20 protein-coding genes and 1 pseudogene are annotated in these 23,084 nt (G+C 67.5%); 10 read left to right on the plus strand and 11 right to left on the minus strand.

Features of this window, described 5'->3' with window-relative positions; all coding sequences use genetic code 11:
- Position 1: 1 nt before the first annotated feature.
- Genes U4Y88_RS25595 through U4Y88_RS25605 form a run of 3 tightly spaced genes read right to left on the minus strand, consistent with a single transcriptional unit; the run spans position 2 to position 2,666 of the window.
- Positions 2-790 carry a metal ABC transporter permease gene (locus U4Y88_RS25595; protein WP_205997702.1) on the minus strand — a complete coding sequence of 263 codons (789 nt, stop codon included), beginning with the start codon at positions 788-790 and terminating at the stop codon, positions 2-4.
- Positions 783-1,709 carry an ABC transporter ATP-binding protein gene (locus U4Y88_RS25600; RefSeq protein ID WP_321787238.1) on the minus strand — a complete coding sequence of 309 codons (927 nt, stop codon included), beginning with the start codon at positions 1,707-1,709 and terminating at the stop codon, positions 783-785. Before U4Y88_RS25600 ends, U4Y88_RS25595 begins: the two co-directional genes overlap by 8 nt.
- Before the next feature lie 27 nt (positions 1,710-1,736).
- A complete protein-coding gene (locus U4Y88_RS25605) occupies positions 1,737-2,666 on the minus strand; it encodes a metal ABC transporter solute-binding protein, Zn/Mn family (RefSeq protein WP_310629806.1) in 930 nt (309 codons plus the stop codon).
- Between the two features lie 349 nt (positions 2,667-3,015).
- On the opposite strand from U4Y88_RS25605, the gene U4Y88_RS25610 reads away from it, so the two are divergent.
- From U4Y88_RS25610 to U4Y88_RS25640, 7 genes are all read left to right on the plus strand, one after another.
- Positions 3,016-3,819 (plus strand): L-iditol 2-dehydrogenase, encoded by an 804-nt coding sequence (locus tag U4Y88_RS25610; protein ID WP_321787239.1) that lies wholly within the window; start codon positions 3,016-3,018, stop codon positions 3,817-3,819.
- A 112-nt stretch (positions 3,820-3,931) separates the two neighbouring features.
- Positions 3,932-5,254 carry a sugar ABC transporter substrate-binding protein gene (locus tag U4Y88_RS25615; RefSeq protein ID WP_310629804.1) on the plus strand — a complete coding sequence of 441 codons (1,323 nt, stop codon included), beginning with the start codon at positions 3,932-3,934 and terminating at the stop codon, positions 5,252-5,254.
- Positions 5,255-5,421: 167 nt separating this feature from the next.
- Positions 5,422-6,369 carry a sugar ABC transporter permease gene (locus U4Y88_RS25620; protein ID WP_321787241.1) on the plus strand — a complete coding sequence of 316 codons (948 nt, stop codon included), beginning with the start codon at positions 5,422-5,424 and terminating at the stop codon, positions 6,367-6,369.
- Positions 6,366-7,244 carry a carbohydrate ABC transporter permease gene (locus tag U4Y88_RS25625; protein ID WP_224016379.1) on the plus strand — a complete coding sequence of 293 codons (879 nt, stop codon included), beginning with the start codon at positions 6,366-6,368 and terminating at the stop codon, positions 7,242-7,244. Before U4Y88_RS25620 ends, U4Y88_RS25625 begins: the two co-directional genes overlap by 4 nt.
- An 11-nt stretch (positions 7,245-7,255) precedes the next feature.
- Complete coding sequence (locus U4Y88_RS25630; RefSeq protein WP_224016377.1) at positions 7,256-7,963, plus strand: HAD family hydrolase; 708 nt, start codon at positions 7,256-7,258, stop codon at positions 7,961-7,963.
- An 87-nt stretch (positions 7,964-8,050) separates the two neighbouring features.
- Complete coding sequence (locus tag U4Y88_RS25635; protein WP_321787244.1) at positions 8,051-9,160, plus strand: sn-glycerol-3-phosphate ABC transporter ATP-binding protein UgpC; 1,110 nt, start codon at positions 8,051-8,053, stop codon at positions 9,158-9,160.
- Between the two features lie 181 nt (positions 9,161-9,341).
- On the plus strand, positions 9,342-10,004 hold the full coding sequence (locus U4Y88_RS25640) for a hypothetical protein (RefSeq protein WP_321787246.1): 663 nt from the start codon (positions 9,342-9,344) through the stop codon (positions 10,002-10,004).
- Between the two features lie 16 nt (positions 10,005-10,020).
- Here the strand turns inward: U4Y88_RS25640 and U4Y88_RS25645 are convergent, their stop codons facing one another.
- From U4Y88_RS25645 to mutL, 5 genes are all read right to left on the minus strand, one after another.
- A complete protein-coding gene (locus U4Y88_RS25645; protein ID WP_224016367.1) occupies positions 10,021-10,974 on the minus strand; it encodes a sugar-binding transcriptional regulator in 954 nt (317 codons plus the stop codon).
- A gap of 90 nt (positions 10,975-11,064) precedes the next feature.
- A complete protein-coding gene (gene xylB / locus U4Y88_RS25650; protein WP_321787247.1) occupies positions 11,065-12,552 on the minus strand; it encodes a xylulokinase in 1,488 nt (495 codons plus the stop codon).
- Between the two features lie 152 nt (positions 12,553-12,704).
- Positions 12,705-14,111, minus strand: coding sequence for a D-arabinitol 4-dehydrogenase (gene dalD / locus U4Y88_RS25655; protein WP_321787249.1), 1,407 nt, complete (start codon positions 14,109-14,111; stop codon positions 12,705-12,707).
- 300 nt (positions 14,112-14,411) lie between these two features.
- On the minus strand, positions 14,412-15,380 hold the full coding sequence (miaA, locus tag U4Y88_RS25660; RefSeq protein ID WP_321787251.1) for a tRNA (adenosine(37)-N6)-dimethylallyltransferase MiaA: 969 nt from the start codon (positions 15,378-15,380) through the stop codon (positions 14,412-14,414).
- An 11-nt stretch (positions 15,381-15,391) separates the two neighbouring features.
- Positions 15,392-17,614 (minus strand): DNA mismatch repair endonuclease MutL, encoded by a 2,223-nt coding sequence (mutL, locus tag U4Y88_RS25665; RefSeq protein ID WP_321787253.1) that lies wholly within the window; start codon positions 17,612-17,614, stop codon positions 15,392-15,394.
- A 234-nt stretch (positions 17,615-17,848) separates the two neighbouring features.
- Here mutL and U4Y88_RS25670 point away from each other — a divergent pair, with 234 nt between their 5' ends.
- Positions 17,849-18,535: a VTT domain-containing protein gene (locus U4Y88_RS25670; RefSeq protein WP_224016356.1), complete on the plus strand. Its 687-nt coding sequence runs from the start codon at positions 17,849-17,851 to the stop codon at positions 18,533-18,535.
- 158 nt (positions 18,536-18,693) lie between these two features.
- Here the strand turns inward: U4Y88_RS25670 and U4Y88_RS25675 are convergent, their stop codons facing one another.
- Positions 18,694-19,518 carry a mechanosensitive ion channel family protein gene (locus tag U4Y88_RS25675; RefSeq protein WP_224016354.1) on the minus strand — a complete coding sequence of 275 codons (825 nt, stop codon included), beginning with the start codon at positions 19,516-19,518 and terminating at the stop codon, positions 18,694-18,696.
- Between the two features lie 430 nt (positions 19,519-19,948).
- On the opposite strand from U4Y88_RS25675, the pseudogene U4Y88_RS25680 reads away from it, so the two are divergent.
- A pseudogene (locus U4Y88_RS25680) lies at positions 19,949-20,563 on the plus strand (ParB-like protein); the annotation flags it as partial.
- A gap of 106 nt (positions 20,564-20,669) precedes the next feature.
- Here U4Y88_RS25680 and U4Y88_RS25685 read toward each other — a convergent pair.
- Both U4Y88_RS25685 and U4Y88_RS25690 read right to left on the minus strand, forming a co-directional pair.
- A complete protein-coding gene (locus U4Y88_RS25685) occupies positions 20,670-21,065 on the minus strand; it encodes a hypothetical protein (RefSeq protein WP_321787255.1) in 396 nt (131 codons plus the stop codon).
- Between the two features lie 397 nt (positions 21,066-21,462).
- On the minus strand, positions 21,463-22,380 hold the full coding sequence (locus U4Y88_RS25690) for a LysR family transcriptional regulator (RefSeq protein WP_224016350.1): 918 nt from the start codon (positions 22,378-22,380) through the stop codon (positions 21,463-21,465).
- Between the two features lie 106 nt (positions 22,381-22,486).
- Here U4Y88_RS25690 and U4Y88_RS25695 point away from each other — a divergent pair, with 106 nt between their 5' ends.
- Positions 22,487-23,050 carry a cytochrome b gene (locus U4Y88_RS25695; protein ID WP_224016347.1) on the plus strand — a complete coding sequence of 188 codons (564 nt, stop codon included), beginning with the start codon at positions 22,487-22,489 and terminating at the stop codon, positions 23,048-23,050.
- Positions 23,051-23,084 lie beyond the last annotated feature (34 nt).

Raw genomic sequence — 23,084 nt, forward strand, 5'->3', positions numbered from 1 at the left:
CTTACGACTGCCGCTTGCCGATCAGGCTCGCGCCGTAGACGAACGCAGCGAGCGCGGTGATCCAGAAGCTCGTCGGCCAGTCGGTGTAGTAGGCGAGCGCGACGCCGATCCACGCCTGCGCGAGCGCGAGCAGCGCGGCCAGCACGAGGCCCGCCGAGAGCCGCGTCGTGAGGTTCTGCGCGGCGGCGGCCGGGCCGACCATCAGCGTGAACACCAGCAGCACGCCGACGATCTGCGTGCACGCGGCCACCGCGAGCGCGGCGATGCCGAGAAACAGCACCGACACGAGGCGCAGCGACACGCCTTTCGCTTCGGCCAGTTCCGGCTGCAGCGAGGCGAACAGCAGCGGACGCATGATCGCCGCGAGCGCTGCAAGGCTCGCCACCGCGAGCGCGGCGAGCACGCCGAGCGTGTCGCGGTTCACGCCGAGCACGTTGCCGAACAGCAGCGCCGTGACCTGCGTGGCGTAGGACGTGAAGAAGTGCAGGAACAACAGGCCGAAACCGAGCGCGAGCGAGAGGATCACGCCGATCGCCACGTCGCGGCCCGCGAGCTTTTCGCCGAGCGCGCCCATCGAGACGCCTGCCGCGAGCGTGAAGCCGACCATGCCCCACATCGGCGAGACGCCCAGCAGCACGGCGCCGGTCGCGCCCGTGAAGCCGACGTGCGAGAGCGCGTGGCCCGCGAAGGTCTGTCCGCGCATCACCAGAAAATAGCCGACGATGCCCGCGAGCACCGCGACGATGCCCGACGCCGCGAAGGCGTTCACCATGAAATCGTATTCAAGCATCGTGCGAGTGGCCGTGTGCGTCGTTGTTGTTATGGGCGTGCGAATGACCGTGGTCGTGGCCATGATCGTGCTCGTGTTCGTGATCGTGCTTTTCGACTTCCACGTCGCCGGACATCACGAAAATGCGGCCCTTCATGCGCATCACCTCGATCGGCGAGCCGTAGAGGCGCGAAAGCACGGGCGCGGTGATCACTTCGTCCACGCTGCCGAGCGCCGCCACGCCGTTGCCGAGATACAGCACGCGGTCGAGTGCATTGAGGAGCGGATTGAGTTCGTGCGCCGAGAACAGCACGGCGATGCCGAGTTCGCGCTGCACGCGCCGCACGAGTTCGACCACGCCGCGCTGATGGTGCGGATCGAGGCTGATGAGCGGCTCGTCGAGCAGCAGCAGCTTCGGGTCGCCGAGCAGACATTGCGCGAGCAGCAGGCGCTGGCGCTCGCCGCCCGAGAGTTCGGAGAGCGGCCGGTCGGCGAGCTTGGTCGCACCCACGAGGTCGAGCACGCGGGAGACGTCGGCGCGCGTGGCGGCGTCGGCGCGCGGCAGGCCCCAGCGGTGGCCGTCGGCGGCCATCGCCACGAAGTCGCGGCCGCGCACGCGGCGGCTCGCGAGCGCCGTGCGCGTCTGCGGCATGTAGCCGATCTTTGGATTGCCGCGCGCGACCGGTTCGCCGAGCACGCGGATCGCGCCGCGCGCGGCGGGCACGAGGCCGAGGATCGCGCGCATCAGCGTGGTCTTGCCCGCGCCGTTCGGTCCGAGCACGCCGATGAATTCGCCCTGGTTCACGGCGAAGTTGGCGTCGCGCAGGATCGTGCGCTCGCCGAGCGTGAGCGTCACGCCCGCGAGCGTCAGCACCGGCTGCGGCGCGCGGTGATGATGCACGTCCTGTGCGTGATGCGGAGAGGGCGCGGCCTCTGTCATTGCTTCTTTTCCCTGAATACTTCGTGTTTAGTGCTGCGCGAGCGCCTTGGCGAGCGCGTCGAGCTGCGCCAGCATCCACTGCTGGAAATTCACGCCCGCGGGCTGCGTTTCGGTCACGCTCACCGTCGGCACCTTCGATTGCTGCGCGAGGCCGAGCATGCGCCGCGTGAGCGCCTCGGTCGCCTGGCTGTTGTAGATCAGCACGTGCACGCGGCGCTCGCGCAGATCGCGCTCGAAGGCGGCGATATCCGACGCGCTCGCCTCGGTGTCGTTCATCGCGGCCATCTGGAAGCGCAGATTGCGCATGTCCAGACCGATCGCATCCGACATATAGCCGAACACCGGCTCGGTCGCCGTCACGGGCACGCCCTTGTACTGCGCGCGCAGCGCGGCGACCTTCGCGTCGAGCGGCTTGAGCGAGCCGAGGAACGTGGCCAGGTTCGCATCGTACACGCTCTTGTGCGCCGGGTCCGCCGCTGCGAGCGCGGCGCTCACCGCGCGCGCCACGGCGGGCATCGTCTGCGGGTCGTACCAGAGGTGGGGATTATCGCCCGCCTTCTTGCCGACGAGGTCCGCCGCGACGATGGTCGTGCGCTGGCCGCCCTGGGTGGCGCCGAGCAGCTTGCCCATCCACGGGTCGTAATCGGCGCCGTTGTAGACCACCACGCGCGCGTGCTGGAGCGCGCGCGCCGTCTTCGGGCTCGCTTCGAACAGATGCGGGTCCTGATCGGGATTGCTCAGGATGCTCGTCACGCTCACGTTCGCGCCGCCGATCTGCTTGACGACGTCGCCGTAGAAGTTCTCCGCCGCGACCACGGGAATGGCGGTGTCGGCGTGCGCCGCGCGCGCCGGGCCCAGCAGGCCCGCGACGGCGGCGAGGGTGGTGAACGTCAGCGTGGCGGCGGCCTGCGCGAGGCGGCTGCGCGTGCGCAGCTTCGCACGGGAAATGGCGAGCATGGTTCTATCCTTGAACGAGAGGCGAGGCCGATCGAACGGTCCAGACCGGTCTGAATAGGGCCGAATGGTGAAATTCGGTGAAGGCGAGATGATATAACGTATCACGCGGGAAGGCGAGTCAGCCAGCCAGCCGATGCCGGGCGTCCGGGCGCGCGGCGTGCTCGGGACGTGCTCGGAGCATGCTGGCTTGCGCGCCGCACCATCGAAATCCGTGCGTCGAGCGTTTGTCCGCCTTGACATGTCCGCGTCCGTATCCGATCATTCGACCACTAATAGAGCAAATGTTCATGTGTCGGGCGAGTGTTCATCAGCGCGCGCCGGGGGCACGGACAACATCGGAGACAACCCTGTGGCACATTCCGCGAACCCGGCGGCTGGACGTTTGCAGGACAAGGTGGCGGTGCTGACCGGTGCGGCGAGCGGCATCGGCGAGGCGGTCGCGCAGCGCTATCTCGACGAAGGCGCGCGCTGCGTGCTGGTCGACGTGAAACCCGCCGACGCCATCGCGGCCGGACTGGCCGCCGCGTATCCCGAACGCGTGCTCACCGTCAGCGCCGACGTCACGCGCCGCGAGGACATCGAGCGCATCGTGCTCACGGCGGTCGAGCGTTTCGGCCGCATCGACATACTCTTCAATAACGCGGCGCTGTTCGACATGCGCCCGCTGCTCGACGAATCCTGGGACGTCTACGACCGGCTTTTCGCGGTGAACGTGAAGGGCATGTTCTTTCTGATGCAGGCCGTCGCGCGCCGCATGGTCGAACAGGGGCAGGGCGGCAAGATCATCAATATGTCGTCGCAGGCCGGACGTCGCGGCGAGGCACTTGTTTCGCACTACTGCGCAACCAAGGCGGCGGTGCTCAGCTACACGCAGTCGGCGGCGCTCGCGCTCGCGCCGCACAAGATCAACGTGAACGGCATCGCGCCGGGCGTGGTCGACACGCCGATGTGGGAGCAGGTGGACGCGCTGTTCGCGCGCTACGAGCATCGTCCGCTCGGCGAGAAGAAGCGGCTCGTGGGCGAGGCGGTGCCGCTCGGCCGCATGGGCCTGCCCGCCGATCTCACGGGCGCGGCGCTCTTTCTGGCTTCCGCCGACGCCGATTACATCACCGCGCAGACGCTCAACGTCGACGGCGGCAACTGGATGAGCTGAGCCGCGCGCGCGGCAGGCAGGCAGCAAGGCAGCACGACGTCACGTACGCAGCAGGCAAGGCAACACGCAACGCACTACGAACGCATAACGTAACAAACAAGGAGACAACGTCATGAAACCCGTTTTGAAGACCGTGCTGCGAGCCATGAGCGCGGGCGCGATGATCGCCGCGGCGGGCGCGGCCCACGCGCAGACCGTGACGATCGCGATGTTGAACAACCCGGACATGCTCGAGCTGAAGAAGCTCTCGCCGGCCTTCGAAAAAGCCAATCCGGGCATCAAGCTGAACTGGGTGATCCTCGAAGAAAACGTGCTGCGCCAGCGCGCCACGACCGACATCACGACCAACAGCGGCCAGTTCGACGTGATGATGATCGGCACCTATGAAGCGCCGCAGTGGGGCAAGCGCGGCTGGCTCGCGCCGATGACGAACCTGCCCGCCGACTACGATCTCGACGACGTGGTGAAGACCGCGCGCGACGGTCTCTCGTATAACGGCACGCTCTATGCGCTGCCGTTCTACGTCGAAAGCTCGATGACCTATTACCGCAAGGATCTGTTCGCCGCGAAGGGCCTGAAGATGCCCGACCAGCCGACTTACGACCAGATCCGCGAATTCGCCGACAAGCTCACCGACAAGGCCTCGGGCACCTACGGCATCTGCCTGCGCGGCAAGGCCGGCTGGGGCGAGAACATGGCCTATGTGACGACGGTGGTGAACACCTTCGGCGGCCGCTGGTTCGACGAGAAGTGGCATGCGCAGCTCACCACGCCCGAGTGGAAGAAGGCGGTGGGCTTCTACGTCGACATGCTGAAGAAGGACGGCCCCCCGGGAGCCAGCTCGAACGGCTTCAACGAAAACCTCACGCTGATGTCGTCGGGCAAGTGCGCGATGTGGATCGACGCCACGGTGGCCGCGGGCATTCTGTACAACAAGTCGCAGTCGCAGGTGGCCGACAAGATCGGCTTCGCGGCCGCGCCGACGGCCGTCACGCCGAACGGCGCGCACTGGCTGTGGTCGTGGGCGCTCGCGGTGCCGAAGTCGTCGAAGTCGCAGGAGCCGGCGCGCAAGTTCATCGAATGGGCGACCTCGAAGCAATACGTCGAACTCGTCGCGAAGGACGAGGGCTGGGCCTCGGTGCCGTCGGGCACGCGCATCTCGACCTATCAGCGTCCCGAGTACAAGCAGGCCGCGCCGTTCTCGGACTTCGTGCTGAAGGCGATCCAGACCGCCGATCCGAATCATCCGACCGCCAAGCCGGTGCCGTACACGGGTGTGCAGTTCGTCGGGATTCCTGAATTCCAGTCGTTCGGCACGGTGGTCGGCCAGAACATCTCCGGCGCCGTGGCCGGCCAGATGAGCGTCGATCAGGCGCTGACTGCGGGCAATGCCGCCGCCGACCGCGCCGTGGCGCAGGCCGGGTATCAGAAGTAAGGCCGTGACTAACGCAGTGCTTTAACGCAGTGCTTTAACGCAGTGCTTTAACGCAGCGCCGTAACGCAGCGCAGTAACGCCGCGAGGCGCGCCCAAGGCGGCGCGCCTCGCGATGCAGATGTGGTGCCGCGCCCCCGCGCGGCGCGCTACAGAGAAGGGTGGTCCTCATGCGTCATCTCCATCTCCACATGCCTCTATTCAATCGAACGCGCGCGCCCAAACCGAACGTGCAACAGGTGGAACAGCGACGTTCGGCGTCGCGCTGGCTGGTCTCGCCCTCGGTCGCCGTCCTGCTGCTCTGGATGACGATTCCGCTCGCGATGACGATCTGGTATTCGTTCACGCGCTACAACCTGCTGAACCCCGACCTGAAGGGTTTCGCCGGCCTCGACAACTACAAGTTCCTCGCCACCGATCCGTCGTTCATACCGTCGATCGTCCATACGATCGTGCTGATCGTCTCGGTGCTCGCGATCACCGTGATCGGCGGCGTGCTGATGGCGGTGCTGTTCGACCGCAAGTTCATCGGCCAGGGCATCGCGCGCCTGTTCGCCATCGCGCCGTTCTTCGTGATGCCCACGGTGAGCGCGCTGATCTGGAAGAACATGATCCTGCATCCGGTCTACGGCCTCGTGGCCGTGGCGATGCGCGCGGTGGGCCTCACGCCGGTCGACTGGTTCGCCGTCTATCCGCTGTTCGCCGTGATCATGATCGTGGCGTGGCAGTGGCTGCCGTTCGCGTTCCTGATTCTCTTCACGGCGATCCAGTCGCTCGACCAGGAGCAGAAGGAAGCCGCGAAGATCGACGGCGCGGGCGCGATCTCGATGTTCTTCTACATCACGCTGCCGCACCTGCGCCGCGCAATCGCCGTGGTGGTGATGATGGAGACCATCTTCCTGCTCTCGATCTTCGCCGAGATCTACACGACCACGGGCGGCGGTCCCGGCAACGCGACCACCAACCTCACTTACCTGATCTACTCGATGGGCCTGCAGCAGTTCGACGTGGGCATCGCTTCGGCGGGCGGCATTCTGGCCGTCGTGCTGGCGAACATCGTGTCGTTCTTCCTCGTGCGCATGCTCGCGCGCAACCTCAAAGGGGAGTACGAAAAATGAGCCAAGTCACCGCCACGCCCGCCAGCGCGCCCAATTCGCCGCACGCGGTCAACCGCGCCTCGCCGATGCAGTTCCTCGGCCGCGTGGTGCCGGGACTGCTTGCGTGGGTTATCGCGCTCGCGCTGTTCTTCCCGATCTTCTGGATGACGATCACGGCGTTCAAGACCGAGCAGCAGGCCTACATTCCGTCGCTGTTCTTCATGCCGACGCTCGACAGCTTCCGCGAGGTGTTCGCGCGCAGCAACTACTTCGCGTTCGCGTGGAATTCGGTGCTGATCTCGGCGGGCGTGACGATCGTCTGCCTGATTCTCGCCGTGCCCGCCGCGTATGCGATGGCGTTCTTCCCGAATCACCGCACGCAGAAGATCCTGCTGTGGATGCTCTCGACCAAGATGATGCCGTCGGTCGGCGTGCTCGTGCCGATCTATCTGCTCTGGAAGAACACCGGCCTGCTCGACTCCGTGAGCGGACTCGTGATCGTCTATACGCTGATCAATCTGCCGATCGCGGTGTGGATGTCGTACACCTACTTCAACGAGATTCCGCGTGACATTCTCGAAGCCGGACGCATGGACGGCGCGGCCACGTGGCAGGAGATCGTCTATCTGCTGATGCCAATGTCGGTGCCCGGCCTCGCATCCACGGCGCTCCTGCTGATCATTCTTTCGTGGAACGAAGCATTCTGGAGCATCAACCTGTCGAGCTCGAACGCGGCGCCGCTCACCGTGTTCATCGCCTCGTATTCGAGCCCCGAGGGTTTGTTCTGGGCGAAGCTCTCGGCGGCCTCGCTGCTGGCGGTCGCGCCGGTGCTGATCGTCGGCTGGCTCTCGCAGAAGCAACTGGTGCGCGGCCTCACGTTCGGCGCGGTCAAATAAACGCAAACGTCATGACGAACCTGCAAAACACGATGACGATCCAGGCGCTCATCTGCGACTGCGACGGCGTGCTGATCGACAGCGAAGCCGTGGCCGCACGCGTGCTGGTGCGCGAACTCGAAGCGCGCTGGCCCGGCGCCGATGTCGCGCCGGTGCTGATGCCGCTGCTCGGCCAGCGCATCGAGCGCGTGCTGGCGGGCGCGAGCGAAGCGCTCGCGCGCACGCTGACCAGCGCCGATGTCGATGCGATCCGCGCCGTGGCCGAAACCGAGGCCGCCGACGCGCCGCTCTTTCCCGGCGTGGCTGCGGCGCTCGACGCCATCGAACTGCCCAAGGGCTGCGCGAGCAACAGCTACACGGCAGTGGTGCGCCACGTGCTCGCGCGCAACGGCCTCACGCGCTTCTTCGGCGAGCGGCTCTATTGCGCCGATACGGTCGAGAAACCCAAGCCCGCGCCCGACGTGTATCTCGCGGCGGCGCGCGGCATGAACGTCGCGCCCGCGGCGTGCCTCGTGGTCGAGGACAGCGTGGCCGGCGTGAGCGCGGCGCGCGCGGCGGGCATGATCGTGCTCGGCTTCGTCGGCGGCGCGCACGTGGGCGGCGAGGCGCACGCGCTCGAATTGCGCGAGATGGGCGCGCGCGAGATTTTCGACGACATGCGCGCGCTGCCCGCGCTCGTGGCGGACTGGATCCAGAGGACGGAAGCGCGCGCGCAGTGAGCGCGCGTGTTCCGGCCAGGCGAATCAAGAGTGGAATCGCGGCGGGCCAGGCAATGCGCCGGCTGCCGCAACGAATGGAGACACATCATGGCAAGCGTGATCCTGAGAAACGTGCTCAAGCGTTACGACGAAACCGAAGTGCTGCGCGACGTGAACCTCGATATCGGTGACGGCGAGTTCGTCGTGTTCGTCGGCCCGAGCGGCTGCGGAAAAACCACGCTGATGCGGATGATCGCGGGTCTCGAAGACATCAGCGGCGGCGACCTGACGATCGACGGCACGCGCATGAACGACGTGCCGCCCGCCAAGCGCGGCATCGCGATGGTGTTCCAGTCGTACGCGCTCTATCCGCACATGACGCTGTACGACAACATGGCCTTCGGCCTCAAGCTCGCGGGCGCGAAGAAGCCCGAGATCGACGCGGCCGTGAAGAACGCCGCGAAGATCCTGCACATCGACCATCTGCTCGATCGCAAGCCCAAACAGCTTTCGGGCGGCCAGCGTCAGCGCGTGGCGATCGGGCGCGCGATCACGCGCAAGCCCAAGGTGTTCCTGTTCGACGAGCCGCTCTCGAATCTCGACGCCGCGCTGCGCGTGAAGATGCGTCTGGAATTCGCGCGCCTGCACGACGAACTGAAGACGACGATGATCTACGTGACGCACGATCAGGTCGAAGCGATGACGCTCGCCGACAAGATCGTCGTGCTGTCGGCGGGCAACGTCGAACAGGTCGGCTCGCCGAACCGGCTCTATCACGCGCCGGCGAATCGCTTCGTGGCGGGCTTCATCGGCTCGCCGAAGATGAACTTCCTCGAAGGCACGATTGCGCAGGTCGCGAGCGACGGCATCGTCGTGCGCTATGACAGCGGCGAAACGCAGAAGGTGGCGGTGGAGCCGCGCGGCGCGCGCGAAGGCGACAAGGTGACCGTGGGCATCCGGCCCGAGCATCTGCACGTGGGCGTGAGCGAGGGCGGCGTGAGCGCGAAGGCGATGACGGTGGAATCGCTCGGCGACGCGGCCTATCTCTACGCCGAATGCGCGGCCGCGCCCGATGGTCTGATCGCGCGCATTCCGCCGCTGGAACGGCACGAGCGCGGCGAAGCGCTGAAGGTGGGCGCGCCCGCCGATCATTGTCATCTGTTCGACGCGAACGGTCAGGCGTTCGAGCGCCGCTTCGCGCAGGAACTGGCGGCTTGAGGCTGTCTGGAAGGTTTTTTGTAGTCGTCGTTGTCTGAGGTTGCCTTGCCCCAACGAGGGACGCCCGCTTTCGAGCGGGCTTTTTTTTTGCGCATGCTTGCGCATTTTCTTGCACGCGTGCAGGCGGAGAACCGAAATCGGGCGCTATCATCCTGCGTCCGAACCCCGACCGCGTGCCATCATGATTCGTAAGATCGTGTCGACTGTGCCGATCGCGAGTGCGCTTGCCGCTTCGCTCGCATTGACCGCATTGACCGCCTTGACCACCACGAGCGCCCATGCCGCTGACGTGCCCGCGACGGTGGTGCAGCAGGTCGATTCGCGGGGCGACGCCCAGCACGAGTTGCAGCCGCCGATCATCGACGCGAGCCCGGTCATGCCTGGCGCGTGGGTCTACTTCACGGACAACACCTCGAAGCGCCCCGGCCAGACCGATAGCAACCGGCCCTATACGCTCGACGCGCATCTGATCTATCAGGACGCCGATCACGCCTGGCACGACCAGTTGTTCGACCGCTACGAGGAAGACGGCGGCATTCCGCAGATCGCGTCGGTGTTCTTCGCGCACGCGGATCACACGGCGCACAGCCGCAGTCTCGTCGTGCTCGTGCGCACACCGCAGCAGCACGACGACTACGGCGGCGACTCCTACGACGGTTATGTCTACAAGCTGACCGGCTCAGCCGCGCGGGGCGCGGTGTTCGTGGGCTTGCAGAGCGACGCGAGCGCGCCGTTTATCGGGCAATGCCAGTGCGGTTTCCGCGATGGCCGCACGCAGCACGCGCGCTATCCGAACGCCGCGGCGATCCGCAACGCGCTCGCCGAAACATTCCCAGAGAAATAAGCGGAAAAACAAACGCTCAAACCGCCTCGCCGAGCGCCGCCCGCGCGCAGTTTTCGTCGGTGACGAGGCCCGAGAGCCAGCCGCCCTTGAGCGCGGCGATCACGGCGTCGCGCTTGCGCTCGCCGCCCGCGAAGCCGATGGTCGGGCGCTTCGGCGGCGAATCCAGATAGAGGCTCGTCACGCGGCGTCCCGTCGGCGACTCCACGCGCTTGCCGTTCGCGTCGATCGGCAAGCCGAGCATTTCGGCAATCGCGCCCAGTTCCATCAGCCCGTGCACTTCGTCGAGCGTGAGAAAGCCGTCCTCGTAAAGCGGGCAGTGCTCGCCGATATTGCCGATGCCGACGAAGGCCACATCGGCCTCGCCCGACAGCCCTTCGACGATCCGATAGAGCCGGTGATTGCACCATTGCGCGCGCTCGGCCTCGTTGTCGGCGATCAGCGGCGCGGGCAGCAGGAAGTGCTTGCCTCCGGTCTTTTCGGAGATGTGCAGCGCCACGTCGTAGCGGTTCGACGAACCGTCCTGCGCGATTGCGCCGACCATCGACACCAGCCGGTGCTGCGGACGATCGAGCTGCGCGATCTGATCGACGGCGGCCTTGAGCGTGCGCCCGCTGCTCACGGCCACGACCATCGGCCGCTCCTCGGCGAGATAGCGCTCCATCACCTGCGCGCCCGCCACGGCGAGCTTGCGGTCGATCGCGTCCTGGGCGTCGCCGTCGATCGGCACGATCTCGCAGACCGAGAGGCCGTAGCGCTTCGAGAGCCGGTCGGCGAGCGCGAGGCAGTCGGCCAGCCGATGATCGACGCGCACGCGGATCAGGTTCTTCTCGACCGCATAGGCGACGAGCCGCTGCGCGACCGGACGCGAGACCTGCAGCTTCTCGGCGATCTCGTTCTGGGTGTTGCCGGCCACGTAGTAGAGCCACGCGGCGCGGGTGGCGAGATCGAGTTTTTCGGTGGACTTGGGCACGGTGGTCTTCGGAGCGGGTTCTGCGGGTTTCGTCGGGCGCGTTCGATTGTTCAAACGCGGCGCGAAGTGTACTGGATGCGCCGCCGGGTCTTACGCCAGCCTTTCGCGCGACGGATCGAACAGTGGCCGCACATGGCGATACAGCGCGCGATACGCATCGAGCCGCTCGCGCAGCGCCGCGTGGCGCGAGGCGTCGGGCGCGTATTCGGCGGCCACGGGCGCCTTCGTCAGCACCTCGTCGAACGAGCCGCCCGCCGCGAGCCAGCCGAGGCGCGCCGCGCCGAGCGCCGCGCCGGTCTCGCCGCCGCCGTGCTGGCGCGTGGGCGTATTGAAGGCGTCAGCGACCAGTTGCGCCCACCAGGCGCTGCGTGCGCCGCCGCCGAGCATCGACAGCGGGCCGACCGTGGTGCCCGCCGCGGCGAGCGCGTCGAGGCCGTCGGTGAGCGCGAGCGTCACGCCTTCGAGCACGGCGTAGCCGAGCAGCGCGCGGTCGGTCGCGTGCGTCATGCCGAAGAACACGCCCTGCGCGTACGGATCGTTATGCGGCGTGCGCTCGCCCGAGAGGTAGGGCAGAAAGAGCGGCGCCTGAGCGAGCGTGCGCGCGTCGAGTTTTTCGACTTCGGCGAGCAGCGCGGGCTCGTCGGTGCCGGTGAGCTTGCAGACCCAGCGCAGGCAACTCGCCGCCGAGAGCACGACGCTCATCTGATGCCAGCGGTTCGGAATCGCGTGGCAGAACGCGTGCACGGCCGAAGCCGGATTGGGCGCGAAGCGGTCGCCGATCACGCACAGCACGCCCGAAGTGCCGAGCGAGACGAAGCCGTCGCCGGGCTGCACCGCGCCGATGCCGATCGCGCTCGTCGCGTTGTCGCCGCCGCCGGCCGCGACCACCACGTCCTCGCGCAGACCGAACTCGCGCGCGACCTCGGGCAGCAACGTGCCCGACGGCGCGCTGCCTTCGGCGAGCGCGGGCATCTGCGCGCGCGTCATGTTGCAGGCGTCGAGCAGGGCGTCGGACCAGTCGCGTTTCGCGACGTCGAGCCAGAGCGTGCCGGCCGCGTCGGACGGATCGGAGACCTTGCCGCCCGTGAGCTTCAGGCGCAGCCAGTCCTTCGGCAGCAGCACGCAGGCGGTCTGGCGGAACAGTTCGGGCTCGTGGCGCGCGACCCACAGCAGCTTGGGCGCGGTGAAGCCGGGCATCGCCAGATTGCCCGCCACGCGATGCAGTTGCGGCGCGCGCGCGGTGAGTTCGGCGCATTCATCGACGGCGCGCATGTCGTTCCAGAGGATCGCGGGACGCAGCACGGCGTCGTGGCGGTCGAGCAGCACCGCGCCGTGCATCTGCCCCGAGAGGCCGATGCCGCGCACCTGCGCGAACGCGTGCGGATGCTGGGCGCGCAGCGCGGCGAGCGCGCGGCGCGTGCCGTCCCACCAGTCGTCGGGATGCTGCTCGGCCCAGCGCGGCTGCGGACGCGAAACCGTGAACGGCGAGCCCGCGGTGCCGATCGCGCGGCCATCGGGCGCGAGCAGCAGGACTTTCACTTCGGAGGTGCCGAGGTCGATGCCGAGATACGTGGACATGGCGCGCGCAGGTTCGGAGGTGGAGGCGCTACTTTAGCCGCGCGCGCACGGCGGCGCCATGCGCGGCGACCCGGGGACGCGCGTGCTGAGACGCGGCGCGGCACGGGCCGCGCGCGCAAGAAGGGCGGTCGAGAAAGACGCCAACCGGGCGATCAAGCCGCGGACCCGCGCCGGGCGAGCCACGCATCGACGCGCGCGAGCGCTTCGCGCAGCGCGCCTTCGAGCGGCGCGCCGCCCGCGAGACCGCCCCAGAGCAGCTTGTCGGCGGCGAACGCGGCGAGCGGATCGGCGGCTTCGAACAGCTTCGCCACGGCCACGCCGTCCATCACGCCGTCCTGATACTGATACGGCAGCGCGCCCTTGTTCCAGCGTTGCAGGAAGCGCAGGAACAGCGCGGGCAGCACGGCGGTGGCGGCGGGCGTCGCGCCGGCGGCGATGCGCTGCGCGATCGTCGGCGCGATAAAGCCGGGGATCTTCGAGAAGCCATCGGCGGCGACGCGCTGGTTGGTGTCCTGGATATACGGATTGCTGAAGCGCTCAAGCACCACGTCGCGGTATTTTTCGAGGTCGAGCGGGCTCGGCGTGAGGCAGGGAATCACGTCCTCGCTCACGTAGGCGTGCGCGAACGCGCGGATATCGGCGTCGTTCGTGCCTTCGTGGATATACGAGAGGCCCACCAGCGTGCCCGCCCACGCGATGCAGCTATGCGTCGCGTTGAGGATGCGGATCTTCGCTTCCTCGTAGGGCATCACCGATTCCACCATTTCCGCGCCCGCGCGCTCCCACGCGGGGCGGCCCGCGCAGAAGTGATCCTCGATCACCCACTGGATGAAGGCCTCGCCCATGACCGGGCAGGCATCGTCGACGCCGGTTGCGGTCTTCACGCGCTCGCGCACGTCGGGCGTCGGACGCGGCGTGATGCGGTCGACCATCGAATCGGGGCAGGCCGTCTTGGCGTCGAACCACGCGCGCAGGTCGCTCGCGCCGCGCAGCGCGAGGAATTCGCGCATGCCCGCGTGAAAGCGCTTGCCGTTGCTGCGCAGGTTGTCGCAGGTTTGCAGCGTGACCGGGCCGCCGCCGCGCGTCATGCGGGCTTCGAGGATCGCGGCCAGCGCGCCGTAGATGGTGGTGCGCGCACCGTTCAGATCGGCGGCGAGGTCGGGATTGGCGGTGTCGAGGCGGTCGTGCTCGTCGAGGTAATAGCCGCCTTCGGTCACGGTGAACGCGATGATCTTGCAGGCCGGGTCCGCGCCCGCGTCGATCAGGCTCGCGAGGTCGGCCGACCACGGCAGCACGCGCGTGATCGAACGGATTGGCTCATAGGCGCGCTCGCCCTGCGGCGTGACCGTTTCCAGCGTGTAGACGCCGTGCTGCGCGGCGAGCGCGTCCATGACGGGGTTCATATCGGCGCGGATGTTGCCGACGCTGAGCGTCCAGTGCGGCTCGTCCGGCTGGCGCGCGAGATTCACGCGGTGCAGATACCACGCCTGATGCGCGCGGTGAAACGATCCGGCGCCGATGTGCAGGATCACGTTCGCGTCGCTGCGTTCGCTGGCCATAAGGTGTCTCCGTGTTCGCCTGTCGATGGCGATGTGCGCGCATTTCGCGTGCGCGTCTGGCTGGTTTCGATGTCTGAAGCGCCGGGCGTGGGAGTGAAGTTGCCAGAGCATTTGCCCGATCGATGAACGAATGATCGTATTCGGGCGAGCGAAAGTCAAGACGAGGCGGGCGGGTTTTGGTGGCGCGCTGCGGCGCGGGAGATGGGTGCGCAGGCGTGTGTGCGCGTGCACAGGCACGCGCGGCAGGTGCCGCGCGCGATGCTGTGATGCACAACGGAAAGGAGGGTGTGGCCGGGTGGCCTAGGCGTTGATCCGCTCGATCGCCGCCACGGCCTGCGCGGTCGCATCGGCCGCACAGCAATCGACGACGATGCGCTCCGGCATCGCGCGCAGCCACGTGAGCTGACGCTTGCAGAGCTGGCGCGTGGCGAACACGCCCTTGTCGCGCAGGGTGTCGTAGTCGATCTCGCCGTCGAGGTATTCCCACGCCTGCCGATACCCGACGCAGCGCATCGACGGCAGATTCGCGTCGAGATCGCCGCGCGCGCGCAGCGCCTTCACCTCGTCGATCAGACCCGCCGCGAGCATCGCGTCGAAGCGCTGCTCGATGCGCCTGTGCAGCACCGCACGGTCCGACGGTTCGAGCGCGACGGGCACGAAGCGGTAGCGCGCGGCCTCGTCGTCGCGGCTCGATGGCGCGGCGAGCAGCGCCGACATCGGCTGGCCCGACAGCATCCAGATTTCGAGCGCGCGCTGGATGCGCTGCGAGTCGTTCGGCGCGAGGCGCGCGGCCGTGGCCGGATCGACTTGCGCGAGGCGCGCGTGCAGCGCGGGCCAGCCGTCGCGGGCGGCGTCGGCGTCGAGTTGCGCGCGCACGGCGGGATCGGCGCCCGGCAGATCGTTCAGGCCTTGCGTGAGCGCCTTGTAGTAGAGCATCGTGCCGCCCACGAGCAGCGGCACGTTGCCCCGCGCGACGATCTCGCCGGTCACGCGCAGCGCGTCGGCGCGGAAGTTGGCGGCGGAGTAGGCATCGGCCGGATCGACGATATCGATCAGATGATGCGGCGCCGCCGCGCGTTCTTCCGCGCTGGGCTTCGCGGTGCCGATATCCATCTCGCGATAGACGAGCGCCGAATCGACGCTGACGATTTCGACCGTGCGGCCCTGCGCGGCGGCCTGCGCCGCATAGGCCAGCGCGGCGGCGGTCTTGCCCGATGCGGTCGGCCCGAGCAGGCAGGCGACCGGCCGTGGAGATTGCGTCGTGCTCATGGTGGCTCCGCTCACTGGCCGCGCATGAACAGGCGGTCGAGGTCCGCGAGCGTGAGCTGATACCAGGTCGGGCGGCCGTGATTGCACTGGTCGGCGCGTTCGGTGGCTTCCATCTGGCGCAGCAGCGCGTTCATTTCGTCGAGCGTGAGGCGGCGGTTGGCGCGCACCGCGTGATGGCAGGCGAGCGTGCCGAGCATTTCGTGCTGGCGCTCGGTGAGCACGCGCGAGCCGCCGTAGGCGTGCAGGTCGGTGAGCACGGCGCGCGCGAGCGCCTGAAGATCGGCGTCCTTGAGCAGCGCGGGCACGGCGCGGATCGCGATCGAGGTGGGCGAGAGCACCGCGAGATCGAAACCGAGCGCTTCGAGCGTGGCCTTTTCTTCCTCGACGGTGCCGGTTTCCACGGGATCGGCCTGCATCGAGATCGGGATCAGCAGCGGCTGCACGGCGAGCGAGCGCTCGGCCAGCGCCGCCTTGAACTGCTCGTAGAGGATGCGTTCGTGGGCCGCGTGCATATCGACGATCACGAGGCCGCGCGCATTCTGCGCGAGCACGTAGATGCCGTGGACCTGGCCGAGCGCGAAGCCGAGCGGATGATCGTCGCGGGCGTCGAAGGCGGGTTGCGCCGCGCTGTCGAAGGGCGCGCCATCGGCGGCTGCATCGCCTTGCGTGACGGTCGAGCCTTGCGCGGTGCCGGCGCCGACGTCCTTGCGGCCGAACAGCGCATCGTAAAGCGCGAGCGGCTGCGCGACCGGCAGCGAGCCTTGCTGCATGCGCGACTGGCGCAGCCAGGTGTTGCCGCTGCTTGCGCCGCCGGATCCGCCGCCGGATCCGCCACCGGATCCGCCGCCCGAGCCAGATCCGCCGAAGCCCGACGCGCGTGCGCCACCGAAACCGCCTGAACTGCCCGCGCCGCCAAATGCACTCGACGATCCGCCGAAGCTGCTGGCGACGCTCGCGGTGCCGAACCGGCCCGCGCCATCGCCCGCCGATCCCAACGATCCCGCTGAACCTGCCGATCCAGACGATGCCGACCCCGACGCGCCCGAACTCAGCCCCACCGATCCGCCGAGCACGCCCGCGCCCGGAATCGCACGCGGTTCGATCAGCGCGGCGTGGCCGCCCGACGTGGTTTCCGGCGATGCGCCCGCGTGGCGCGCCAGCGCGCGTTGCACGGCATGGAACACGAACTGGTGAATCGAGCGCGAATCGCGGAAACGCACCTCGATCTTCGACGGATGCACGTTCACGTCGACGGCCTCGGGCGGCAGGTCGAGGAACAGCACATACGACGGATAGCGGTCGCCGTGCAGCACGTCCTCATAGGCCGCGCGCACCGCGTGCGTGAGCAGCTTGTCGCGCACGAAACGGCCATTCACGAAGAAGTACTGCTGGTCGGCGCGATTGCGGCTTGCCGTCGGCAGGCCCGCGCAGCCGTAGACGGCCAGCGGTCCGGCGCGCTCGTCGAGCGGCAGATGCGCGGTGGCGAAAGTCTCGCCGAGAATCTTCGAGACGCGCGTGCCCGGATCGCTCGCGTTCCAGTGCTCGACGGCGCGGCCGTTGTGCAGCACCGAGATCGCCACGTCCGGGCGCGCGAGCGCGCTGCGGCGGATCATCTCCAGGCAATGCCCGAGTTCGGTCTGCTCGCTCTTGAGAAACTTGCGGCGCGCGGGCGTGTTGAAGTACAGCTCGCGCACTTCGATGGTCGTGCCCTGGCCGCCCGCGGCGGGCGAGATCGCGCCCGTGTGCGCGTCGATTTTGACGGCGTGCGCGTCCTGCGCGGTGCGGCTCGTGATCGACATCTCGGCGACCGAGGCGATCGAGGCCAGCGCTTCGCCGCGAAACCCGAGCGTTGCCACGCTTTCGAGTTCCGCGAGCGAGCGGATCTTGCTGGTGGCGTGGCGCATCAGCGCGAGCGGCAATTCGCCTTCGGGAATGCCGCAGCCGTCGTCGGCGATCGAGATGCGTTTGACGCCGCCTTCGTCGAGCAGGATGCGCAGCGTGCTCGCGCCCGCGTCGAGCGCATTTTCGAGCAGTTCCTTCACGACCGAGGCGGGGCGCTCGACCACTTCGCCGGCCGCGATCTGGCTGATCAGCTGATCGGGCAGCGCCTGGATCGCGCGTGCGGGCCGTGGGCCGCGCGAAGCGGACTCGGGGGCCGCGTTGGCCTCGTCGGGCAGGGCGGAGGCGGAAGCGTCGGGCGCGGCGGCGCCGGGGAGATCGGAATTCGAGGACATGCGCGCAATTATAGCGAGTCGGGATGCGCCGGCCCGGCGCTCGACCGGGCCCCTTAAGTGTCCGTTAAGCGCCAATATGCGATCTATTGGACGCATTTTTGCCGCCGTTCACGGGAATTTTTCGTGACGGCGGGGCACTTTCTGTATGATGGCGCGGTCAATTTTCCTTCTCGCGCCACACCGGGCGAGGGCGCTTCCCGCGAGCGCTCCGTCCTCGACCAATAAGGGACACTTTTGGATACGCTGCTGCAGTTCGTCAACCTTGTCTTGCACATCGACAAGTTTCTCGGAGTCTTCATCCACCAGTACGGTGCCTGGGTCTACGCGGTTCTGTTCCTGATCGTGTTCTGCGAAACCGGGCTCGTCGTGCTGCCGTTCCTGCCCGGCGATTCGCTGCTGTTCATCGGCGGCGCGTTCGCGGCCACGCACGAGATGAATCTCGGCCTGCTGCTCACGCTTCTGATCGTCGCGGCGGTTACGGGCAACACGCTCAACTACATGATCGGACGTGCGATCGGACCGGCGGTGTTCAATACGCGCATCCCCGTGCTCGAACGCTTCCTCGACCGCGCCGCGCTGCAAAAGACCCACGACTTCTACGAGCGCCACGGCGGCAAGACCATCGTGCTCGCGCGCTTCATTCCGGTCGTGCGCACCTTCGCGCCGTTCGTCGCGGGCGTCTCGCAGATGAGCATGCAGCGCTTCCAGCTGTTCAACATCGCGGGCGCGCTGTTCTGGGTGCTGCTGCTCGTGCTGCTCGGCTTCTTCTTCGGCAACATTCCGTTCATCCGCCAGTACCTCAACATCATCGTGCTGGTGGGCATCGGCGCGGCGATCGTGCCGATCGTGCTCGGCGGCCTCTGGAAGATGATGCGCAAGAACAGCGGCGGCAATGCCGTGCGCGGGCCGAATGGCCGCTGATTGTCGCTGATGGTTGCTGATGCGCACTGAGCGACACTGAGCGCTCGAACGCCTGATCTCTCGATCGGCGCTTCACGAAAAAACGGCATCGCCCGCGAGGACGATGCCGTTTTGTTTTGCGCGGCCACCCATGGCCGCAGCGACTGACGTGGCTCGGCTTACGCGCCTTGCGTGCCGATGCGCCGGATGATCGACGGCGTTTCCGGCGTCGGATAGCCCGCGTCCCGGAAGGTCTCGACGATCGCGCGGTTGGTGTCGAAATACACCTGCCAGTACGTCTCGTTGTTGGTGTACGGACGCACCGCGAGCAGCGGACCTTCGGGCGTGAACGAGAGGATCTCGACGTCGGGCGCGGGCTCCTGCGCGACGTTCGGGATCTTCGCGATGGCCGCGCGCAGGCGGTTGGCGGCATCGACGGGATCGACGCCATTGGCGATCTTCGCGGTCAGCTCGACGCGGCGCACGGGCGTCGCGCTGTAGTTCGAGATGGTGTCCGAGAAGATCTTGTTGTTGCCGACGATGTTGACCACGTTGTCCGGCGAGATGATGGTCGTGCCGAAGATGCCCAGTTCCTTCACCGTGCCGGTCACGCCGCCCGCCGTCACGAAGTCGCCGACCTTGAACGGCCGCAGCACCTGCATGAACACGCCCGCCGCGAAGTGCGCGAGCAGGCCGCCCCACGCCGTGCCGATGGCGAGGCCGAGACCGGCGAGCAGCGCCGCGAACGAGGTGGTCTGCACGCCGAACACCTGCAGGATCGCGAGCACCAGCAGCAGGTTGAGCACGCCGGCCAGAATCGAACTGAGGTAATGCGCGAGCGTCGGGTCGACGCGTTCGTTGCGGCTGAGCAGCTTGCGCAGGAAGCCGGCGATCATGTTGATGACCCAGCGCCCCACGATCCACAGGACGATCGCCGCCAAGACCTTGGTCCCGAAGTCGATGCCTCGGGTCATGATGAATACGCGGATGGTTTCGAGATCCAAGATGCCCTCGCTTGAGTCGTTGATTGAGCCGGAAAGACGCGTGAACTTCGGGACACTGCGGAACACTGCGAGCCGATGCGACTGCCTGAAACGAAACTGCGACGAAACTGCGACGAACCAGAGACGAAACTGAAACAAACCGCGGACGGCCGTGAGGCGGGACTTCGAGCGCTGCGATGCGGGAACGACGATGACGCCGGCTGCGGGTCAACCGCGCGTCATATCCGTGCATTTATAGGCGAAGTGGCGATCGCGTGCATTCAGCGTGCCCGGCGTCGTCGGGGTTGACCCCACGCAGGGCCGCGCGGCGAGCGTCTGCGTTTCATGCGCATTGCATATCGGTTAGGCGGTATCGTTGCGCGACGGTTTCTCGTCCCATTCCATCGCATCGAAACGCATCGCATCGAAACGCTCGACAAGGAGACCCGCCATGAACCTGCAGAACACGGATCTGCATCTCATCGACGTGAAGCTCGACGAACTGCGCCCCACGCAGCTCACCGTCGGCTTTCGCGAGGTGAACGCCAAGCGTGAGCACTGGCAGACGCTCGACAAGAAAGGCCGCGCGGCGGCCATCGGCTCGCACTGGTTTCCGGCCGTGCTCGGGCCGAAAGGGCGCTACTACGTGGTCGATCATCACCATCTCGGGCTCGCGTGGCTGCACGAAGGCGTGCCGAGCGTGAAGGTCACGGTGCTCAAGGATCTGTCGTGGCTCGACACCACGATCTTCTGGCGGATGATGGAGCACAACCAGTGGGTGCATCCGTTCGACGCCGTCGGCGAGCGCTGCGCCTACGCCAATCTGCCGAAGCAGCTGTTCGGTCTCGACGACGATCCGTACCGCAGCCTCGCGGGCGAACTGCGCGTGGCGGGCGGCTACGCCAAGGACACCACGCCCTTCAGCGAATTCCTCTGGGCCGACTATCTGCGTCAGAAGGTGCCGTCCGCGCGCGTGCGAAAGGACTTCGACCAGGCGCTCGTTGATGCGCTCGCCCACGCGCACGACCCGGACGCGCGCTATCTGCCCGGCTGGTCCGGTGTGGTGCCGACGGCGGCGCAATCCCCGCAATCGTCACAATCGGCACGATCGGCACAATCCGGCGGGGCAAAAGCCTCGGGCAAAGGCAAGAAGAAGTAGGCGGCGCGCCGTCCTACATCGGCAGTGTGGACTTGCTGTAGGGCGAGGTTTCGATCACGAGGGCGTCGCGCGACGCCTTGCGCGGCTCGCGGTCGGCGTCGTCCGCCGCCGTGCGGCGGCTCGCCAGATAGCCGACGACCAGCGCGAACAGCGCGCTCAGCCCATAAGCGGCAGCGCGCGCGAAGAAGCTGTCGACCGGCTGGCGGGCGCGCCACGCGCCGCCCGCGTCGGCGAACACGAGGAAGGTGAGCGCCGCGTCGAAGACGCAGGCGAGCGCGATCATGCCGACGAACACGCGCGTGCCGTGCAGGCGGACGTCCGGGCGCATCGCGCGGATGAACCAGCAGACCAGTTGCACGCCGGCGAGCAGGACGAGATTCGACACCAGGCAATAGACGAAGTTATCCATGTGACGTTTCGGACGTTTCGGACGTTTCGGGCAAGGCGCGAGGTGGAGCACGGCACCGCGCGGACCGTCGCGGCGCAAGGCGTCGCGCCGCCGGCTCTTGGAGCGGCGCGATCATGGCACGAGGGTCTTTCTCGAAAAATGCGCGGATCAGCCGATTGGCGCGTCCGGGGCCGTGCCGGACGGCGCGCGATGGCCGCGGCGCGCCGCGTGGCGCGGCTCAGGCGGGTTTGTGAAGCTTTGTCAGGCGCGGCGGCGCGGGTTGTATCGGCGCAACTGGGCGCGTGTGAAAGCGGCGGCGCGGCGGCTGGCGGTACGGTTTTATCGGCCTGTGGATCGGGCCTGCGGATTGGCTGTGCGGGTTGGGTGTGCAAGCGCCGCTGCTGACGTCAGCGGCGGCTCAGCGCGCGTCGGGCAGCAGCGCTGCGGGCGGCGTGCCCTTCGTCAGATATTCGCAGAGCCACTGAGTCGCCGGGCCGGTGCCCGTATCGGTGCGATGGATCAGCGAGACGTTGTAGTTCACCGAGCTGCGGTCGGCGAGCGCGATACGCACGAGGCGGCCCGCTTCGAGATCGGCTTCCACCAGATGACGCGGCATCGAGCCCCAGCCGAGGCCCGCGAGCAGCAGACGGTGCTTCGCGCCCAGGTCGCCGAGCTTCCACGCGCGGTTGCTGTACACGCCGAACGTCTGCCCGACCGTGAGGCGGCTGCGGTCGGTGAGCACGAGCTGTGTGTGCTCGCGCGCGTCGGAGATGCGCACGGGCTGCGCGGCCTGCGCGAGCGGATGGCAGGGCGCGGCCACCATCACGAGCTCGACGGTGCCGATCGCGCGCGCCTCGATCACGTGCGGCCAGTTCTGGTTCGGCCCGCTGATGCCGAACGCGCAGTCGCCGTCGAGCACGAGCTTGAGCACGCCGCCGAGCGCTTCCATCGTCAGGTTGAGCGCGACGGTGGGGAATTCGCGCGCGAAGGCCTGCAGCGCCTGCACGAGCCGGTCCGACGGAAACATCACGTCGACGGCCACCGAGACCTCGCCTTCCAGGCCGCGCTGCAAGCCGGCGGCCTTGGCGTTAAGCTGACCCATCAGCAGGTCGAGGCGGCGCGCGTCGGCGAGAATCGCGCGGCCCGCCGCCGTCAGCTCGGGCTTGCGCTTGCCGCGCTCGAACAGCGCCACGCCCAGCAGCGCCTCCAGATTCGCGATCGTGTAGCTCACGACCGACTGCGCGCGGTCGAGCTGGCGCGCCGCCGCCGAAAAGCTGCCGGTTTCCGCCACCGCGATCAGCGCGCGCAGTTGTTCGAGGCTCGGAGAACGGTCCATGAGCGACCTATCGAAGAATTGGATGGTAACGATCCATTCTAGACGATTGTTTGTATACCTAGCGTCGGGGTAAAGTGCGCGTTCCCCATCAAGGACGACCATGCCGATGAATCGAACCGTCAAGCCCGCCGGCCGCTACAGCGGCGTCGCCATGCTGCTGCACTGGCTGGTCGCCGTGCTGATCGTCTGGGGCTTCGCGCTCGGCTGGATCATGACCGACATCCCCGGCATCACGCCCACCAAGCTGCGCTATTTTTCGTGGCACAAGTGGATCGGCGTGACCGTGCTCGCGCTCGTGCTGGTGCGCCTGATCTGGCGCGCGACCCACGCCGCGCCCGCGCTGCCCGCCTCGACGCCCGCGTGGGAGAAGGGGCTCGCGCATCTCGGCCACTTCCTGCTTTACGTGCTGATGGTCGCGATTCCCGTGACCGGCTATCTGTACAGCTCGGCGGCCGGCATTCAGGTCGTGTATCTCGGCATCTGGCCGCTGCCCACGCTGATCGATCCCGACACCGCGCTCAAGGGCACGCTGCGGATCGTGCATGTTTCGTTGAACTACACGTTGCTCGCCGTGGTGGCGCTGCACGTGCTCGCGGTCGTGAAGCATCAGTTGCTCGACCGCCAGAACATCCTCGCGCGCATGCTGCCGTTCGGCACGCCGCGCGACTGAGGCGCGCCTGCGTCACGTGGCGCGCGGCGCGCGT

Source organism: Paraburkholderia sp. J94, assembly GCF_905220285.1.
Classification (GTDB): domain Bacteria; phylum Pseudomonadota; class Gammaproteobacteria; order Burkholderiales; family Burkholderiaceae; genus Paraburkholderia; species Paraburkholderia tropica_A.